General features: G+C 68.4%; 11 protein-coding genes. 7 read left to right on the forward strand and 4 right to left on the reverse strand.

Going from position 1 to position 16,027, the window contains the following annotated elements; translation table 11 throughout:
- Positions 1–3 precede the first annotated feature (3 nt).
- The gene (locus ACFORO_RS04555; protein WP_377869616.1) at positions 4–2,685 is read right to left on the reverse strand and encodes a LuxR C-terminal-related transcriptional regulator; all 2,682 of its coding nucleotides are present in this window, start codon (positions 2,683–2,685) and stop codon (positions 4–6) included.
- On the reverse strand, positions 2,682–3,824 hold the full coding sequence (locus ACFORO_RS04560; protein ID WP_377869617.1) for a molecular chaperone DnaK: 1,143 nt from the start codon (positions 3,822–3,824) through the stop codon (positions 2,682–2,684). Before ACFORO_RS04560 ends, ACFORO_RS04555 begins: the two co-directional genes overlap by 4 nt.
- A 305-nt stretch (positions 3,825–4,129) precedes the next feature.
- Between ACFORO_RS04560 and ACFORO_RS04565 the strand changes: the two genes are divergently transcribed.
- The 3 genes from ACFORO_RS04565 (at position 4,130) to ACFORO_RS04575 (ending at position 9,400) form a co-directional block, all read left to right on the forward strand.
- A complete protein-coding gene (locus ACFORO_RS04565) occupies positions 4,130–5,446 on the forward strand; it encodes an IniB N-terminal domain-containing protein (protein ID WP_377869618.1) in 1,317 nt (438 codons plus the stop codon).
- A gap of 97 nt (positions 5,447–5,543) precedes the next feature.
- Positions 5,544–7,316, forward strand: coding sequence for a dynamin family protein (locus ACFORO_RS04570; RefSeq protein WP_354746463.1), 1,773 nt, complete (start codon positions 5,544–5,546; stop codon positions 7,314–7,316).
- A gap of 884 nt (positions 7,317–8,200) precedes the next feature.
- On the forward strand, positions 8,201–9,400 hold the full coding sequence (locus ACFORO_RS04575; protein WP_377869619.1) for a GTPase: 1,200 nt from the start codon (positions 8,201–8,203) through the stop codon (positions 9,398–9,400).
- A gap of 341 nt (positions 9,401–9,741) precedes the next feature.
- On the opposite strand, the gene ACFORO_RS04580 is transcribed toward ACFORO_RS04575, so the two are convergent.
- Entirely contained in the window at positions 9,742–10,128 is a 387-nt protein-coding gene (locus ACFORO_RS04580) for a pyridoxamine 5'-phosphate oxidase family protein (RefSeq protein WP_354746467.1), read from the reverse strand.
- Between the two features lie 99 nt (positions 10,129–10,227).
- Here ACFORO_RS04580 and ACFORO_RS04585 point away from each other — a divergent pair, with 99 nt between their 5' ends.
- Genes ACFORO_RS04585 through ACFORO_RS04600 form a run of 4 tightly spaced genes read left to right on the forward strand, consistent with a single transcriptional unit; the run spans position 10,228 to position 14,539 of the window.
- Positions 10,228–11,175: an ABC transporter substrate-binding protein gene (locus ACFORO_RS04585; protein ID WP_377869620.1), complete on the forward strand. Its 948-nt coding sequence runs from the start codon at positions 10,228–10,230 to the stop codon at positions 11,173–11,175.
- Positions 11,162–12,055, forward strand: a complete 894-nt coding sequence (locus ACFORO_RS04590) for an amino acid ABC transporter permease (protein WP_354746471.1) — start codon at positions 11,162–11,164, stop codon at positions 12,053–12,055. The genes ACFORO_RS04585 and ACFORO_RS04590 overlap by 14 nt, the downstream gene beginning before the upstream one ends.
- A complete protein-coding gene (locus ACFORO_RS04595) occupies positions 12,048–12,815 on the forward strand; it encodes an amino acid ABC transporter ATP-binding protein (RefSeq protein WP_377869621.1) in 768 nt (255 codons plus the stop codon). The genes ACFORO_RS04590 and ACFORO_RS04595 overlap by 8 nt, the downstream gene beginning before the upstream one ends.
- Positions 12,812–14,539, forward strand: coding sequence for an aminotransferase class V-fold PLP-dependent enzyme (locus ACFORO_RS04600; RefSeq protein ID WP_377869622.1), 1,728 nt, complete (start codon positions 12,812–12,814; stop codon positions 14,537–14,539). The genes ACFORO_RS04595 and ACFORO_RS04600 overlap by 4 nt, the downstream gene beginning before the upstream one ends.
- Before the next feature lie 49 nt (positions 14,540–14,588).
- On the opposite strand, the gene ACFORO_RS04605 is transcribed toward ACFORO_RS04600, so the two are convergent.
- Positions 14,589–15,755, reverse strand: a complete 1,167-nt coding sequence (locus ACFORO_RS04605; protein WP_377869623.1) for a macrolide family glycosyltransferase — start codon at positions 15,753–15,755, stop codon at positions 14,589–14,591.
- Positions 15,756–16,027: the final 272 nt, after the last annotated feature.

Genomic DNA, 16,027 nt, shown 5'->3' on the forward strand with positions numbered 1-16,027 from the left:
CAGTCAATGCACGGTCGGCTTGGCGAGCAGTTCGCGCAGAGTCGCGAGCAGTTCGCGACGGTCGGCGGCACCGAGTTTGCCGCGGATGCGGGCCATGTGGTGTTCGACGGTCTTGCCGGAGATGAAGAGTTTGCTGCCAGCTTGTTTGTAGGTCAGGCCGTCGACCACCAGGCGCGCGACTTCCAGTTCTCGTTCGCTCAGCGCGCTCAAGCCGGTCGCCGCGCCTGGAGTCGGGGTGGAGGACTCGAGACGTCCAGTTGTGCCTTGGAACTGCCTAGCTGCTTCGAGGAGCTGGACCATCGCCTTGCGGTCCGAGGTGCGAATCGCGGCTTGGCCCGCCAGGCGGGCAGCGTCCCAGCACAGGTCCAGCTCGTGAAGCTCTGCGGCCGCCGCGGAGATTTCGCCCGGATCGAACGTGCCGCTGAGCACGGCAAGCCAGCACCCAGCCGCGCGGGCGAGCGCAGCCGGATAGCGGCCGCAGTCCGCGAAGCGGTTCAGTGCAGCCAGTTGCCGTTCCGCAGTGGCTCGGTCTTCCGTGGTGATTGCGGCATGCAGTTCGTGCCAGCACAGCGAGACTGTCCACAAAGGAGGATTGTCGAGACGGTCCAGCATGGCGTGGGCGCGCTCTAGCCGCCGGGACAGCTTGGCGTGCGCACCGGTCCGCGCTGCTGCGATTGCCAACTCGCCCAACGGCAACAGCGTGAACAAGTCCACTTGCTGACGCATGGACGCCTGATACGCCCGCTCCCACGACTGTTGCAGTCCGACCAGGTCACTCGCCCGCCGGGCGAGGCCGAGTTCCAGCGTCGCGAAGAACAGTTCGTCGCGGGCTTCGAGTTTGGTGCCGGCAACGGCGTCTCGGTGTTCAGTCGCGGCGGCGAGGTGGCCGCCGGTCATCGCGACCCAACCGAGCAGCAGCCGGTGCCGGGTGGCGAGCAGGTCGCCGCCGACGCTGCTGGCCAGCGCTCGTTCCAGCACCGATTCTGCGAGCGCCAGTTCACCAGCATGCAGACCGGCGAGTGCGGCGAGAGCGGCCGGACTGTCCGGAAGCGGCGCGCCGCCGACGGCTGGTTCGAGCATAGCCGCAGCACCTACGAGCGTCGGCAACGCCTCTGTCCCGCAACCGAATACCGATTCCACGATCCCGCTCGCCGTTCGCGCTGCGGCACCGGTGAACAACGTCGGCGCGACGCCCGGCATCGGGACGGTGGCGACAGCTTGGCCGTCGGTGGTCTGGCCGGTTCCGACGAGGGCGATCGTGGCGAACGCGTCCACCGCGCCAGGCCCCACCCAGCGATAGCTCTCGCCATTCTGTTGGGGCGACGTTGGGAAAGAAGCATTCGCGTTGGGCGCGTATGCGGTTGGTGCTGGGGAAGCGAGATCGAGCGGAGCTTCGGCGGCGTTCGTTCGCCGGGGGAGTGCAGAGGCTTGAGAGTGCGTCGAGTTGGCTGCCGTTGGGTGGTTTGCGTCTTGGCGGCTCGTTGCTGCGGCGTTGGGGTTTTCGGTGCCTGCCGGGATGGAGCCGTTGCCGCCAGCGCTGGACGACGTGGTGGCCGCGTGTTGACGAGACCAGTTATCCGTGGCCGCAGCCCAGCGGTACAGCTCTGCGGTTCGAGCCAGTTCGCCGCGGTGGGCCAAGACTGTCGCGGCGATCTCCGCGCCGGCGGCTCGTGCTTCGGGGTCTTCACCGGACAGCATGCCGTCGCCTAGGCGGAGGGCGGTGTCCAGATCCCCGGACAGCGCGGCGGCGCGGGCCCAGCCAGTAGTAGTCGCGGCGTCGCGTGCACCGGCTTCGGCTGCGGCTTCGAAGAGGCGTGCGGCGTGCTTTGGATCGGTGGGGAGCGCTTCGCCTGCTGCGGTTGCGAATGCGGTGGCTGCGGAGGCACCAGAGCTGCCGGCGTCGAGGAGCGAGGTCGCGAGATCGAGTACGGGCAGGCCGCGGGTCAGCTGTGCTTCCACGAGTTGTTGCAAAACCGCGAGGCGACGGGCAGGCGGACCATAAGCGCGCACTGCTTCGGCGGCGGCAGGCAGGAGGATGTCTTCAGCATCAAGGAGACCGGTAGCGCGAGCTCCGTCGACGACTTCGGGAAGTTCGTCCGGTGTGCGCTCCAGCAAGGAACAGAGCAGGTCGAGGTTGCGCGCCGCGCCGGCTTCGGCGGCTATGAGGTAGCGGAGCACGTCGTCGTCGAGTGCGGCCAGTTCGGCGCGGAAGTCGGCGAGGTGGGCGGTTACAACGCGTTCTACGAGGCGGGGGACGCCGCCGGTGCTGGCGTGCAGCGCGGAGGCGTCCGCGGTGCGGCCGGTGAGTTGTTTCGCGAGCTTGCCGACTTCGTCGACGGTCAGCGGCGGCAGCAGCAGCGTTTCGCCGAGGGCCCGTAATGCTTGCGCGCGCGGATTTGGACGGTGTGCCACCACGAGCGGTCCCTCTTTGGCGGCGGCGAGCCTGGTGAGCCTGGTCAAGTCATCGTCGTCGAGCTGGTCGGCGTCGTCGACGACGGTGGCCTCGATGCCTGCCTCGCGGTAGCTGCGGTCGAGGGCACCGAGCAAGGCAGTCTTGCCGTAACCGCCCGGGGCCACGACAACGAGCCGGACTGGGGCCGCGGGGGTGTCGGCGAGTTGTTCAAGGAGGCGGCGGGCTGCGGGGTGGACGGCGTCGTTGCCGGTTTTCGCCAGCAGTGCGTTCAACAGTGACCTTCACCGGAGGGAGCTGTGGCTGGGTGGGCGCACGAACTCAGAACAGGGGGACGGGGAGAAGCGGGTTCCTTGTCCGCGGTCGCTTCGTGTGACGTGAGGACCGCGATCAGGATCGAGGAGCTGACCGCCAGCACGGCCGCCGCGGCGGCGAGTGGTCGCCAGCGACGCATCAGTTTGGCAGCGCCCTCGGGCTCCGGCAGCGTGAACGGAGTGATTTCCACCGGCGGCCGCTCGGGTCTCTCGGGAAGTTCCGGTTCTCGGTCGACTCGCGGCAGCAAGGTGGTTTCGGGGGCGGGGGCCTCCCGCCGTGCGAGGGGCCTCGTCCGCTGGCTGGCGAGGATCCCGGCGCCGATGGCGGCCGTATCCGCAGGTTGAGGGCCGGTGAAAAACGGGCAGGGCAAACGTCCGGGGCGGACGCCCTGGCTCGGTTCGCCGCAGAACACGATGCCGGCCAGCGACTCTGGGGTGACGTTCGCCGCCTGTGCGAGGCCGAACGCGGTCGTGATCGCGGCACCCGGGGCGACGCCTTCGGTGCTGGTCCGGGCGATCCATCCGCTGGCTCCCGAAGCGGTCGCCAAAGTGACGGTGACGCCGTCCGGGCCGAACTCGCACACCGCGGCCGTCCGGTCGCCCGCGCCGGGCTCCGGGAGGTGTGCGTAAAGCGCGGCGACCGCACTGGGAACGAGGGTGACCGCGTTGAAACCGGACTCCGCGAGCGACTGGCGCAGGAGGTCACGGCGGTAACCGCCCCAGTCACCGGGGTGGGTGACGACGAGCTGGCGCGGCGGTCCGCCGGTCTGGCTGGCCGCGACGTCGGCGATGCCTTCGACGAAGACTGTCGTCAGGGATTCCGGCGTGAACGGTTCGCTGCCGATGAATACCGGCACGTCGTCCCCGACGCGGCGGTGGAAGCCGGTGATCAGCCGGGACGGCACAGCGGCACCAGCTTGTGTGGCCGCATCGCCGGTGAGCAGGTATCCCTCGTCGTCGAGGAAGAGTGCGGTCGCGGTCGCCGGAGACGTCTCGCCCAGCCACAACGGCTCGGGATCGTCCCACCGGTCACCTTGCCTGCGACGGAGCGCGGCGTGGGTCCGGGCAGCGCCGAGGTCGATGCCGAGCACGTAGGGCACCGCCGCTTCCTCCCTTCGTCGCAGTCAGGGTTCGGCCAAGGGGCGTAACTCACTGAACGGATACGCATCCTCACCCGTTCGGGTCAGACGGGCAAGGGTGGGGTGGGATTTAACCCAACCGGGTTCCGCGTGTCCGATCCCCTAACTCCCTAACGATCTCATATCGACCCCCTAACGGCTGAGCGAGGCGCGACTGGGTGTAAACCCCGATGTGAGCAGGGGTGCCCCGTCCCTACCTTGGGCGCCACGCCCGGCCGGGGAGGGCCGGGCATTCCCCCGTAATCACGACAAGTGGAGATCCCCCAATGGATTCGGTGCAGACTCTGCACGACTTCACGCTCACCTTGCTCCAAGACCCGTCCGCGCTCGCCGCTTTCGGCCAGGACCCGCAGGCCGCGCTGGCCGCTGCCGGGCTGGGCGACATCAGCGCCGCCGACGTGAACGAGGTCGCGCCGCTGGTGCTCGACTACGTCCCGGTGGACCACCTGGCCTCTCTCGGTCACCTGCCCCAGGCGGGCGACCTGACCACTGCGCTCGGCGACGGCCCGCAGGGCGCGATCGAGCAGCTGCAGGCGCTCACCGCTTCGCTCGGCGGTGCGGCCGCGTCCGCGGGTGCGCCTCAGCTGCCGGGTCTCGGCGAGCTGCCGGCGGTGCCGGGCTTGGGCGAGCTGCCCGGTCTCGGCGAGCTGCCGGGCGCGGGTGCGCTGCCGGCCGTCGGCGACCTGCCCGGTCTCGGCGAACTGCCCGTCGTCAGCGACGTGGCCGGTGCTTCGGCGCTGCCCGCGGCCGGTGACCTGCCGGGCCTTGGCGAACTGCCGGCAGTGCCGGGTCTGGGCGAGCTCCCGGGCGTTGGCCAGCTGCCTGGTCTCGGCGAGCTGCCGGGTGCCGGTTCCCTTCCGGGTGTCGGCGAGCTGCCGGGTGTCGGCGACGTCGCCAGCGCTGTTCCGGCGCTGCCGGTGGCCGGCGAGCTGCCGTCGGTCCCGGCTGTGCCGGGTCTCCCGGCCGCTCCGGCTCTGCCCTCGGTGCCGGGCGTCGGCGACGTGCAGAACGCTGCCGCGTCGGTCACCGCGCTGGTGCAGAACCCGACCAGTGCACTCGCCCTGGGCAACGACCTGGCCAGCGGGCTGGACTCCAGCGCCGTCGCGCAGGCGAGTGGGCAGGCGGCCGCCGCGGCTGACGGTGCCGTCTCGCAGGTGCAGCACGTCGGCGGCGAGCTCGCCGCCGCTTCGCCGGTCAACGTCAGTGACCTGCCGGTCGCGAACTCCGGCGCGCAGGTCGCCGACCACGCGACCGAGGCTGGCGGCGGGATCGCCGGGCACGTCAGCGACGCTGTCGGGACTGTCACCGACAACGTCGGCAGCCTGAGCAACACGCTCAGCGCCGACGGCCTGAACCACGCTGTCAACGGTGTGACCCAGCAGGCGCACTCGCTCATGTCGCACGGCGACGCCGAGCGTTCCGACGCCGCGACCGAGACGCACACCGGGACCGACGCCGGCGTCGGCATGGTGCACGACACCGTCTCGACGGTTTCCGACCTCGGGCACCAGGGCCTCGGCCTTGACCTGCACGGCGGTGCGGAGACCTCGCACGGCGGCGGTGAGCTGCACATTTCCCTCTGAACAAGGGTAATTCGGGAGTGGCTCCGCGGTCTGGGTGCGACCGCGGAGCCACCACCCGGTTCGGATACTCCCCGTACACAGGGGACACTGGTTCGCCGTGACGGCTCCAGCTTGGCTCGAAGTGCTCGCCGAGACCTCGGACGCCTGCCGGACGCACGGCCGCGAAGACTTGGCCCAGCGCCTTCGCCGGCGTCAGGACCGGCCGCCGGGAGGCACGCGCGTCGCGGTGCTCGGCTTCCCCAAACAAGGCAAGGGCTACCTGGTCAACGCGGTGCTCAACGCGCCGGTCTGCCCGGTCGGCGACGCGGCGACACCCGCAGTGCCGATCGAAGTCGCGTACGCGGCCGAACCCGGCGCGACGCTCGTCGGACGCGCTGACGAACGCATGCCGGTCGAGATCGAGAAGCTGACCGGCGAGGTCGGCGCACGGCCGGCCGGGTCGCTGCGGCGGGTCGAGGTCGGGGTCCCGCGCGATTTGCTGTCCGCGGGCCTGGTGCTCATCGACACTCCGGCGATCGGCGACCCCAGGTCGCCTCGCACGGCTGCCGCTCTCGACGTTCTCGCGGACGCCGACGCGGTCATTCTCGTTTCCGACGCCGCCGCTCCGCTGGATCAGGCCGAGCTGGCGTTGGCGCATCACATCCGGACGTGGTGTCCGCACGTGGTCATCGCGCTGACCAAGATCGATGTCAGCGCTGGATGGCGCACGGTCGCCGAACAGAACCGGACCGCGTTGTCGTCGGCTGGGATCGACTCGCCGGTGCTGCCGGTGTCCGCGACGGTTCGTTTCGCCGCGGCCAAGGGCGGCGATCAAGACCTCAACGCGCGGTCCGGATTCCCGGAGTTGCTTTCGTGGATCGCGACACAGGTGTCGCGGCCGGCGGAGAGCACGGCCGCATTGCTTGCCGCGGTGAGCGTGCGAGCGGCCGCAGCGGAGCTGGTCGAGACATTGCGCGCGCGGGCCGAAGCGGCGGGGCAGGAAGCAGGCGTCGACCAGACGACGCTGTTGCAACGCTCCCAACGTCGCGCCGACGAGCTGCGCCGGCGCAACAGCCGCTGGCAGAACCTGCTGTCGGACGAAATCGCCGACCTGCAGTCCGACGCCGAGTACGACCTGCGCGAACGCACCCGGAAGATCGTCGAGACGATCGACGAGACCTTCGACCGCGGGGACCCGGTGAAGGTGTGGGACGAGTTCGGGCCGTGGCTGGACAGCACGCTCGCGGAAGCGGTCGATACGACTTATACGTTCACGGCAGAACGCGCCGAGTGGATCGCCCAGGCAGTGGCGGTGAGCTTCGGCGCGCAGTACGACCTGCCGGAACTGGCCTTGATCGACTCCGGTGTGGACCAGATCGCCGAGGTTCGGCAGCCGCGGATCGAGCGGTTCAAGATCGGGCAAAAGGCGTTCACCGGGTTGCGCGGTTCGTATGGTGGCGTGCTGATGTTCGGCCTGGTGACCGGGTTGGCGGGATTGCCGTTGATCAACCCGGTGTCGATCGGCGCGGGCGTCGCGTTCGCGGCGAAGACGATCAGCGACGAGGGCGGCATGCGGCTGCAACGTCGGCAGGCGGTGGCGAAGATGACCGCGCAACGGCATGTCGACGACGTGTTCTTGCGCTTCAGCAAGGAATGCCGCGACGCGATCCGCCATGTGCAGCGACGGTTGCGGGACCACTTCACTGAACTCGCGGACGGTCTTGCCGACGAGCTGACGCGGGAACGTGAGATGATCATCGCCGGATCGGCCGAGCGGGAGCGTCGCAGCGCGTCGCTGCGACGGGAGATCGACCGGCTCGCGGGGTTGCACAAGCGGGCTGGGGAGTTGGGGATGCTGGCCAATCGGACGCCGAAGGAATTGCCTGCGTGACCTCGGCCGACTCGGCCTGTTCAGGTAGTGCTGGGCGTTTGCGGGCGGGGCTTGGAGATGCTGGCCAGCCGGGCACCAGAAGAGTTGCTCGCTTGACCTCGACTGAGTTCGGCGTGTTCCGCTAGCGGCTTGGTGGGTGGGAATGCTGGCTGGTCGGATGCCCAGGGAGTTGCCCGCGTGACCTCGGCCTGGGATGGCTAGGAGCGACGTGCTCAGGTAACGCAGAGGGCTTTGCGGTCTGGCGAGCGGGATGCTGGCTAATCAGGTGTCTGCAGAGTTGGCTGCGCGACTTCGCGGGGATCGTTGGGCTTTAGCGGTGCGGGCGGCTCTGCGGACTGGGAGTTCGCGCGTCGGCCGGGCTCGAGGGACTGCCTGCGTGACTTCGGTGGCGATGGCTGGATGCGGCGTGTTTTGGTCGTACGGATGGCTTTCCTCGGGATTGGTTGAGTGAGCTGAGTCTTCGGCGGGGTTCGGTGCTGGCTGGATGAGGCGCGGAATCTGAGCCTTGGGCCGGTGGTCGCCGAGCGGGTTCCGCATCGTGGGAGTCAGTTGGTCCGCTGAGGCGTTTTGCCGCGGTGAACGCGGTTTGGTGATCTGGCATCAGTTTGCGTGGTGGAGCAGTTTCGGTGGTTGGTTGGCGAGTTGTGGTTTGGGTTGGCGGTGTTGAAACGCTTCGGTCGCCGGAGCTGAGGCGGGAGGTGCTCCTGTGTGGTGGTTCGGCTGCGGGGAACGTGGCCTCCTTGGGCGGTTGAGGCGTTTCGGGAGTTAGTGGCCGGATTGGTGATGGCCGGATTCGGTGGTCGGTGAGCGGGAGGTCGCCGGGTAGTCGAGGATGTGCGGGACTGTGCCGGGTGGCGTGAGTCGAGTGAGGAGTGGTGTCGCGCGTGGTTGAGGACGTTCGGGCGCTTCTGGCGGATGCTTCTGCGTACTACCGCGACAGTCCGCGGGCTTCGGCGTTGCTGGGGGAAGCGCTTGATCATCTTGACGAGCCGCTTCGGGTGAGCATCGGCGGGACTGCGGGGACGGGGAAGTCCACGCTGGCTGCGGCGTTGGGCGATTGGCCGACGCGGGCGTTGCGGGATCTGGAGTTTCTCGACGCGCCGCATCCGTCGACGCTCACTGACGCATCCGTACGACTGCTGCGCCACCTTGAGCCCGAGCAGTTGGCGACGCTGCGTCCGACAACACCTTCAGCGTTCGCGCGACAGACGGCCGTCGACACGATCCTTGTGCTTGCGCGCGCGGACGAGACAGGCGCGGGGCGGATTGACGCACTGCTGACTGCGAAGCAGATTGCGCGGCGCGCGTGGCGCGAAGATCCGCTGTGTAGTGGATTCCAAGGCGTGATCGCGGTGGCGGCACAGCTTGCGTACGGGGCGCGCGCGTTTACTGATGACGAGTTTGAGCTTCTCGCGGCCTTCGCTGCTGTACCGCGTGAGGAGTTGGAGCGGTATCTGCTGTCGGTGGATTCGTTTACTGATCCGGCGTTTCCGGGACCGGTGTCGGTCGAGACGCGACGGTCGTTGGTGGTGCGCTTCGGGCTGTTCGGGGTGAAGCTCGCGCTGACGTTGATCCGGACGGGCTGTGACGACCGGGTGAAGCTGTCGACGGAACTGGTGCGGCGTAGTGGTCTTGGCGAGCTTCGCGACACTATTGCGGGGTGTTTCGCCGCGCGTGCGGACGCGTTGCGTGCGCGGACGGCGTTGATTCGGCTGGAGACCGTCTTGAACGCGGAGCCTCGGCCGCACAGTGATCGGCTTGCGGCGCGGGTTGAGCGGTTTTCGGCTGGTGCGCATGACTTTCGCGAGTTGCGGCTGATCGCGGACATTCGCGGCGGGCGTACCGCGCTGGCGGGGGAGTCGGCGGAAGAAGCTGTGCGGCTGCTGGGCGCGGAGGGAACGCAGCCGGAGGAGCGGCTGGGGCTCGCGGCGGGTACGGATCCGCGCGAGAGGTACGAAGCCGGTCTCGACGCGGTGATGCGATGGCGTCATGAGGCGGAGCGGCCGGACCGGGCGCTGGCGGAGCGCGCGGCGGCGCAGGTTGTGGTGCGCAGTGCGGAAGGGTTGCTGGCGCAGTTCGTGTGACTGGGGCAGTCGTCCAGGGCAGTTGCCCCGGACGGTCGACCGGGTTGGTTGGCGGGACAACTGACCGGGGCTAGTGATCAGGGCAGTCGACCGGGGCGGTTGACCGAGACAACTGCCAGGACGACTGCTCAGGGTGATTGATCAAGGCGGTAGGCCGGGCGGCTGATCAGAGCAACGGCTGACCAGCGCGCGCGGGCAGGACAACTGCCCGGGACGACTGCCCAGGGCATCTGCCCGGGACGACTGCCCGGGGTGATTGCCCGGGGTGATTGACCAGGGCGGCTGCCCAGGGCGATTGACCAGGGCGATTGACCAGGGTGGTCGTCCGGAGGTACGGAGACTCAAGCGTTGCCCAGCACCCGTCCGATGGTGAGTTCCAGGACGACTCGTTGCGGGTTCTCTCGCGGCTGCCGGTACCGCTGGGCGTAGCGCTCTTCGGCGTCGCGGACCGAAACAGCGTCGTCGAGGAGGCGGATTCGGCCTTCCAGCGTGGACCAGGTCCGGCCTTCGAACTGGCACACCGCGGCGGCCAATCCGGTGTCGCCGGCGGCGCGGATGAGGCGGGCCTTGTACGACGTGCCGGAGGCGATCACGCGGGCGAGGCCCTGCTCGAAGTCGACTGTCACGCCTACCGCGACCACATGCGGCGTTCCGTTCGGGCGCACCGTCGTGAGCGACGCGAGCCGCCGTTCGGTCCAGAACTGGCGGAAGCCCTCGTCGAGTGTCATGTCCGCACGCTAGACGAGACAAGAATTCAACTGCTTGTTGACCTCTTTAACAACCAGTTGTAGCGTCCCGCGGAACCAACGACGTCCTGGAGGTTCCGCATGTCGTCGCTTCGTTCCCGTGCCTGGCAGGCCGTTCTGCTGGGCGGCTTGCTCGCGTTCGCTACCGCTTGTGGAGGAGGTCCTGACGGGGCTGGCGGCGGGCAACCGCAAAAGCAGAGCGCTGTTCCGGACAACGCCGCGTTGCTCGGAACGATCAAGACTGACCCGCAGCTCGCCGGGGCATTGCCGCCGGCGGTGGCGCAGGCCAAGACGTTGCGGCTGGCGTCCAATATCCAGTCGGCGCCGAACAACTTCTACGCCGCGGACGGCAAGACACCGATCGGCTACGAGGTCGATCTGGCGAAGGCGGTCGGGGCGAAGCTCGGGGTGACCGTTGCGTACCAGGATCTCGCGTTCGGTTCGCTGATCACGAGTCTGCAGTCCGGCCGCGTCGATCTGACCATGGCGGCGATGAACGACACCAAGGAACGGCAGAAGCAGATCGACTTCGTGGACTACTTCTCGTCCGGCATCACGATCATGGTCCGCAAGGGCAACCCGGACGGCATCACCGGGCCGGACACGTTGTGCGGCAAGAACGTGGCAGTCGTACAGGGCACCAGTCACCAGAAGTTCGCCACCGCGCAGAGTGCGAAGTGCACGCAGGCGGGCAAGCCAGCGATCACGGTGACCGCGACCGACAGCGACAACCAGAACCAGAATCAGCTGCGTACCGGTCGCGTCGCGGCGATTCTCAACGACCTGCCGAGCGCGGTCTACATCTCGCGCACCGCGGGCGACGGCAAGTTCTTCGAGGTCGTACCTGGCCAGCCGATCGAGGGCGGGCCGTATGGGATGGGGTTCGCGAAGAGCAACGCCAAGCTGCGTGACGCCGTCAAGCAGGCGTTGCAGTCGCTCGTCGCCGACGGGACGTACGGCAAGATCCTGCAGTCCTGGGGCGTCGAGCAGGGTGCGGTCAAGGAGGCGGCCGTCAATGGCGGAAGCTGAACCGCTGCCGATCGTCCGGCTGCGGCATTGGGGTCGCTGGGTCAGCGCGGCGGTGATCGTCGCACTGCTGGTGCTGCTGGGTTTCGCGCTCGCGCAGGCGCAGATCGAGTGGAGTTCGGTACCCGACTTCGTCTTCTACCGAGTGATGGCGCTCGGGCTGCTCAACACCGTCGTGCTGGCGGTGATCGCGCAGGCGGTCGCGATCGTGCTCGGCATCCTGATCGCGTTGCTGCGGCTCAGCGCCAACCCGGTCGCGAAGTGGTTCGCGGCGGCCTACATCTGGCTGTTCCGCGGGCTTCCGGTGCTGCTTCAGATCCTGATTTGGTACAACCTGGCCCTGATCTTCCCGACGGTCTCGATCCCGCTGCCGTTCGGCGGCTACCTCGTCCACGAGCCGACGAACGTGCTGATCAGCGCGTTCACCGCGGCACTGCTCGGACTGGCGCTGAACGAAAGCGCGTACATGGCGGAGATCGTCCGCGCCGGGCTGACCAGCGTCGACACCGGGCAGACCGAGGCGGCGAAATCCATCGGCATGACGCCTGGCGCGACGCTGCGCCGGGTCGTGCTGCCGCAGGCGATGCGCGTGATCATCCCGCCGACCGGCAACGACTTCATCAACATGCTCAAGGGCACGTCGATGGCGTCGGTGATCGGCGTGACCGAGCTGATCCACGCGGCCAACAACATCTCGTCCAACAACCTGCTGGTGATGGAGACGCTGATCGCGGCGGCCATCTGGTACATGGTCGTGGTGACGGTGGCGGGCATCGGCCAGCACTACCTTGAACGATCGTTCGGGGCGGCTGACCGGAGTCCGGTGGCGCGGGCCGGGAAGGCGCTCAAAGGGATGCCGTTGGTGAGGGGTGCGCGTGTCTGAGCCGCTGCTGAAAGCTGTCGGGGTCCGCAAGAACTACGGGCACACCGAGGTGCTCAAGGGCATCGACCTGGAGGTCCACAAAGGACAGGTGGTGTGCTTGCTCGGGCCGTCTGGAGCGGGCAAGAGCACGTTTCTGCGCTGTCTCAACCACCTCGAGACGATCGACGGCGGCCAGGTCTGGGTGGACGGCGAGCCGATCGGGTTCAAGCTGCGCGGCGGCAAGCTGTACGAGTTGCGGGAGAAGGACGTCGCACGGCAGCGCCGCGACATCGGCATGGTTTTCCAGCGGTTCAACCTGTTCGGGCACCGGACGGCGCTGGAGAACGTGGTCGAGGGACCGGTGCGGGTGCTCGGCGTCGATCCGGCGCGGGCCCGGAAAGAGGCGCTGGACCTGCTCGACCGGGTCGGGCTCGCGGACCGAGCGGGCGCTTACCCAGGGCAACTGTCCGGCGGGCAGCAGCAGCGCGTCGCGATCGCCCGGTCGCTGGCGATGAAGCCGAAGCTCATGTTGTTCGACGAGCCGACGTCCGCGCTGGACCCGGAGTTGGTAGGGGAGGTGCTCGCGGTGATGGGTACGTTGGCTCGGGAGGGGATGACGATGGTGGTCGTGACGCACGAGATGGCCTTCGCCGCGGAGGCCGCCGACGAGGTGGTGTTCCTCGCCGACGGCGCGGTGGTCGAAACCGGGCCGCCGGAGCTCGTGCTGAAGGCACCGGAACACGAGCGGACGCGGCAGTTCCTCGCGCGGGTCCTCTCGTGACCCGGATCCCGCCCCGGTACCTGCTTCAGTTCGACGAGCCCGCCGGCTACCTGGATTTCGCGCGGTTCGGGCCGCCGTCACACACCGTCTTAGACACCACCGCTCGGCTGCTGGAGGCGACGACTAAGGCCGGTCCGTCCACTGTGGACGAGCTGATGCGGCAGGAGATCCGGGCGAAAGCGGCGGCCGCGCGGCTCTGCGGCAGCGACACCGACCACACGGTACTGCTGCCGCACACCAGCCTCGGTTTGTTCCAGGCGGCTTTCAACAGTCACGGCGAAGTGCTCGTTTCGGCCGCGGAGTTTCCGGCCAACACGTACCCGTGGGCGCGCGCCGAGCAGGCCGGAAGAGTGCGGATGCGGCGGCTGGAAGGCGGTTACGTCACCGCCGATCGCCTCGCGGAGGCGCTCACGCCGGAAACCAAGGTCGTTTCGGTGAGCGCCGTCGACTTCCGCACTGGCTACCGGGCCGATCTCGCCGCGTTGCGCGAGGTGGTGGGCGACCGGCTGCTGGTGGTCGACGGGATCCAGGGTTTCGGGGTCGTCGACGCGCCGTGGGAGGTCGCCGACGTACTCGTGGTCGGCGGGCAGAAGTGGTTGCGTGCGGGCTGGGGCACCGGGTTCGCGGTGCTGTCGGACCGGGCGCTGGCGCGGATGGACCCGATCCTGTCCGGCTGGACCGGCGCGCGCGACCCCGGTCTGTTCGACAACGAGATCCACCCGGCCGACCCGACCGCGGCGAGCTGGTCGATCTCGAACCTCAGCCCGGTCACGTCCGGCGCGTTCGCGGCTGCGCTCGAACTGATCGAGGAAACCGGAGTCGCGGCGATCGCTGGCCGGATCGATGAACGCGTTGGCGAGTTAGAGGAAGTGCTGCGTTCGTTCGGCGCGGAGATCGTGTCGGCGACAGAGCGACGGGCCGGGATTCTCGCGTTCTCATTGCCGGATAAGCCAGCGGAGCAGGTCGGGGCGGCGTTGACGGCGGCGGGGATCGCGGCGACGGTCCGTCCGGAACATGTCCGATTGTCGCCGCACGCGTCGACCCCGGTGGCGGCTGCCGATCTCGTGCGGGATGCGCTGGAAACGTTGCTCCGGCCGCGCCGGGTCGTACCGGTCGCGTCAGCTTCGGGCACGGCGACGCATGAGCTGCTCATCGCGTTGATTCCGGCGGTGGACGGGTTGGCGGCGATGCTCGGGCCGGGCAACGAGGTGTTGCTGCACGACCTGTCACGGCTGCCGGATTCGATCGTCGCGATCGCGGGGAGGCTCACCGGCCGCTCGGTCGGCGGGCCGATGACGGATCTGCTGCTCGGGCTCGTCCGTCGCGGCACGACGCAGGACCTGACGAACTACCGCACGCACAGTCCGGACGGTCGCGAGATCCGGTCGTCCACTTTGTTCCTGCGGGACGCCGAGGGTACGGCGATCGGTTGTCTGTGCGTGAACAGCGAACTTCCCGCAGCGGCGCAGACGTCGGAGGAGCGCAGGGAGGAGACGTTCCTGCCGGACGTCGACAGCCTGCAGCGGTTCCTCGTCGGACGGGCGATCGGGAAATCCGGGATTCCGGTGGAGCTGATGAAGAAGCGGCACAAGTCGGCGGTGGTCCGGGAACTGGACGAGGCCGGATACTTCCTGATCAAGGACGCCGTGGACCACCTGGCCGGGCAGCTTGAGGTGACCCGGTACACGATCTACAACTATCTCAACGAGATTCGGGCTGGATAGCCGAACCGTCCGGGCTTGTCGCTGCCAAGCCCGGACGGTTCGTGTCTGCTTACTTCAGGAACCTCTCCACCGCGTCCGCAGCCGCGGTGATTCCGCCGTTGGCACGGATTTCCGCGCGCAACTCGGCCAGCCGCACGGCGACGTCCGGCGAACTGCTGACCTCATCGACGGCTTCGCGGAGGGACTTGGCGGTCACCTGGTCCGCGGGAAGATGCTTGCCGACCCCCAACGCTTCCAGTTGCGCGGCGTTGCCGAACTGGTCGACGGCCTGCGGGATGGCGACTGTCGGGACGCCGTACCACAGGGATTCCGTGCAGCCGCCCATGCCGGCGTGCGTGATGAAGGCCGACGCGACGTCGAGAATCGCCAGCTGGGGCACCGTTTCGTGCGCCTCGACCGACTCCGGCAGCGGGCCGAGGTCGTCCTTCGAGACGTGCTTGCCGATCGAGAGCACGACGTGCCAGCCGTCGAACTCCGTGATGCAGTGCCGGTAGACGTCCAGTTGATCGTTGTACGCGGTGCCGAACGACACGAGCAGTACGGGCTTCCCGTCGGACGGCGGCGTCCAGTGCTCTGCCGCGCGCGCCGGGTCGAGGCACGGGCCGACGAACTGGACGCGGTCCTCCGGCACGCGGTCGGCGTTCGGCTGCATCGCACGCGGGATCAGGGACAGGATCGGCACCGGTCGCGCGAGCCACGTCCAGGCGTCTTCGGTGACGCCGTGTTCCGCCAGCCATTCGGTGAACGTCCGGTCGTAGTCCACACCGGACGGTGAGGTGCGGATCGGTTTGAGGACCTCGGCGAGTTCTTCCTCGTAGCCGTCCCAGGCGACGTAGGTGGGGGAGAGCTGCACCGCCGGTACTCCGTAGCGGAGGCCGAGCAGAGGCGCGCCGAGGCCGCCGATGTCGTAAAGCAGCAGGTCCGGGCGGTCCTGGTCGAAGGTTTCGATCAGCTGCGGGTGGATCGCGATGGCCTCGTCGAGGAAGACGCGCATCGCTTCGGCCGGGTCCTCCGGCCACTCCGCGTCCGGGCCGATCGGGAAGATCGTGGGATGCGCGACGACGTCCGCGCCGGTCGATTCGACCAGTTCGGCGAGCGGTTCGCCCACGACGTAGCTGACCCGGTGGCCGCGTCGCACGAGTTCGCGGATGACCCCGAGCGAGGGGTAGACGTGGGAGGGCGCGGAACAGCCGACCACGACGATGTGCTTGCCCATAAGGCGAAAGTGTCCTTTCCGGACGAGATGCGGTCCGGCACGCAAAGAAGAGGCAGCCCGGTGGCGGGCGGCCCGAAGAGTCGTGCCGGGATCAGGACAGGCGGCAGCGGGCGAAGATCGTCATGGACCGGGACGGTAGTGCGGCCGGTCGCGGGGAGCAACCGGATTTGCCGGGCATAGCCGTCATCCGGTTGCCGCGGTGAACAACTCCGCATCACCTACTACTTTCCATCGCAACCAACTTTGTGTTACAAAGTTCAGGACAGCGAAGC

The organism is Amycolatopsis halotolerans (assembly GCF_042647905.1).
Taxonomy (GTDB): domain Bacteria; phylum Actinomycetota; class Actinomycetes; order Mycobacteriales; family Pseudonocardiaceae; genus Amycolatopsis; species Amycolatopsis halotolerans.

What these genes read in the sequence shown, in the direction of transcription:
- ACFORO_RS04580 (WP_354746467.1), bottom strand. Translation starts at nt 10,128, where the DNA reads ATGACACTCGACGAGGGCTTCCGCCAGTTCTGGACCGAACGGCGGCTC.
- ACFORO_RS04585 (WP_377869620.1), top strand. Translation starts at nt 10,228, where the DNA reads ATGTCGTCGCTTCGTTCCCGTGCCTGGCAGGCCGTTCTGCTGGGCGGC.
- ACFORO_RS04590 (WP_354746471.1), top strand. Translation starts at nt 11,162, where the DNA reads ATGGCGGAAGCTGAACCGCTGCCGATCGTCCGGCTGCGGCATTGGGGT.
- ACFORO_RS04565 (WP_377869618.1), top strand. Translation starts at nt 4,130, where the DNA reads ATGGATTCGGTGCAGACTCTGCACGACTTCACGCTCACCTTGCTCCAA.
- ACFORO_RS04605 (WP_377869623.1), bottom strand. Translation starts at nt 15,755, where the DNA reads ATGGGCAAGCACATCGTCGTGGTCGGCTGTTCCGCGCCCTCCCACGTC.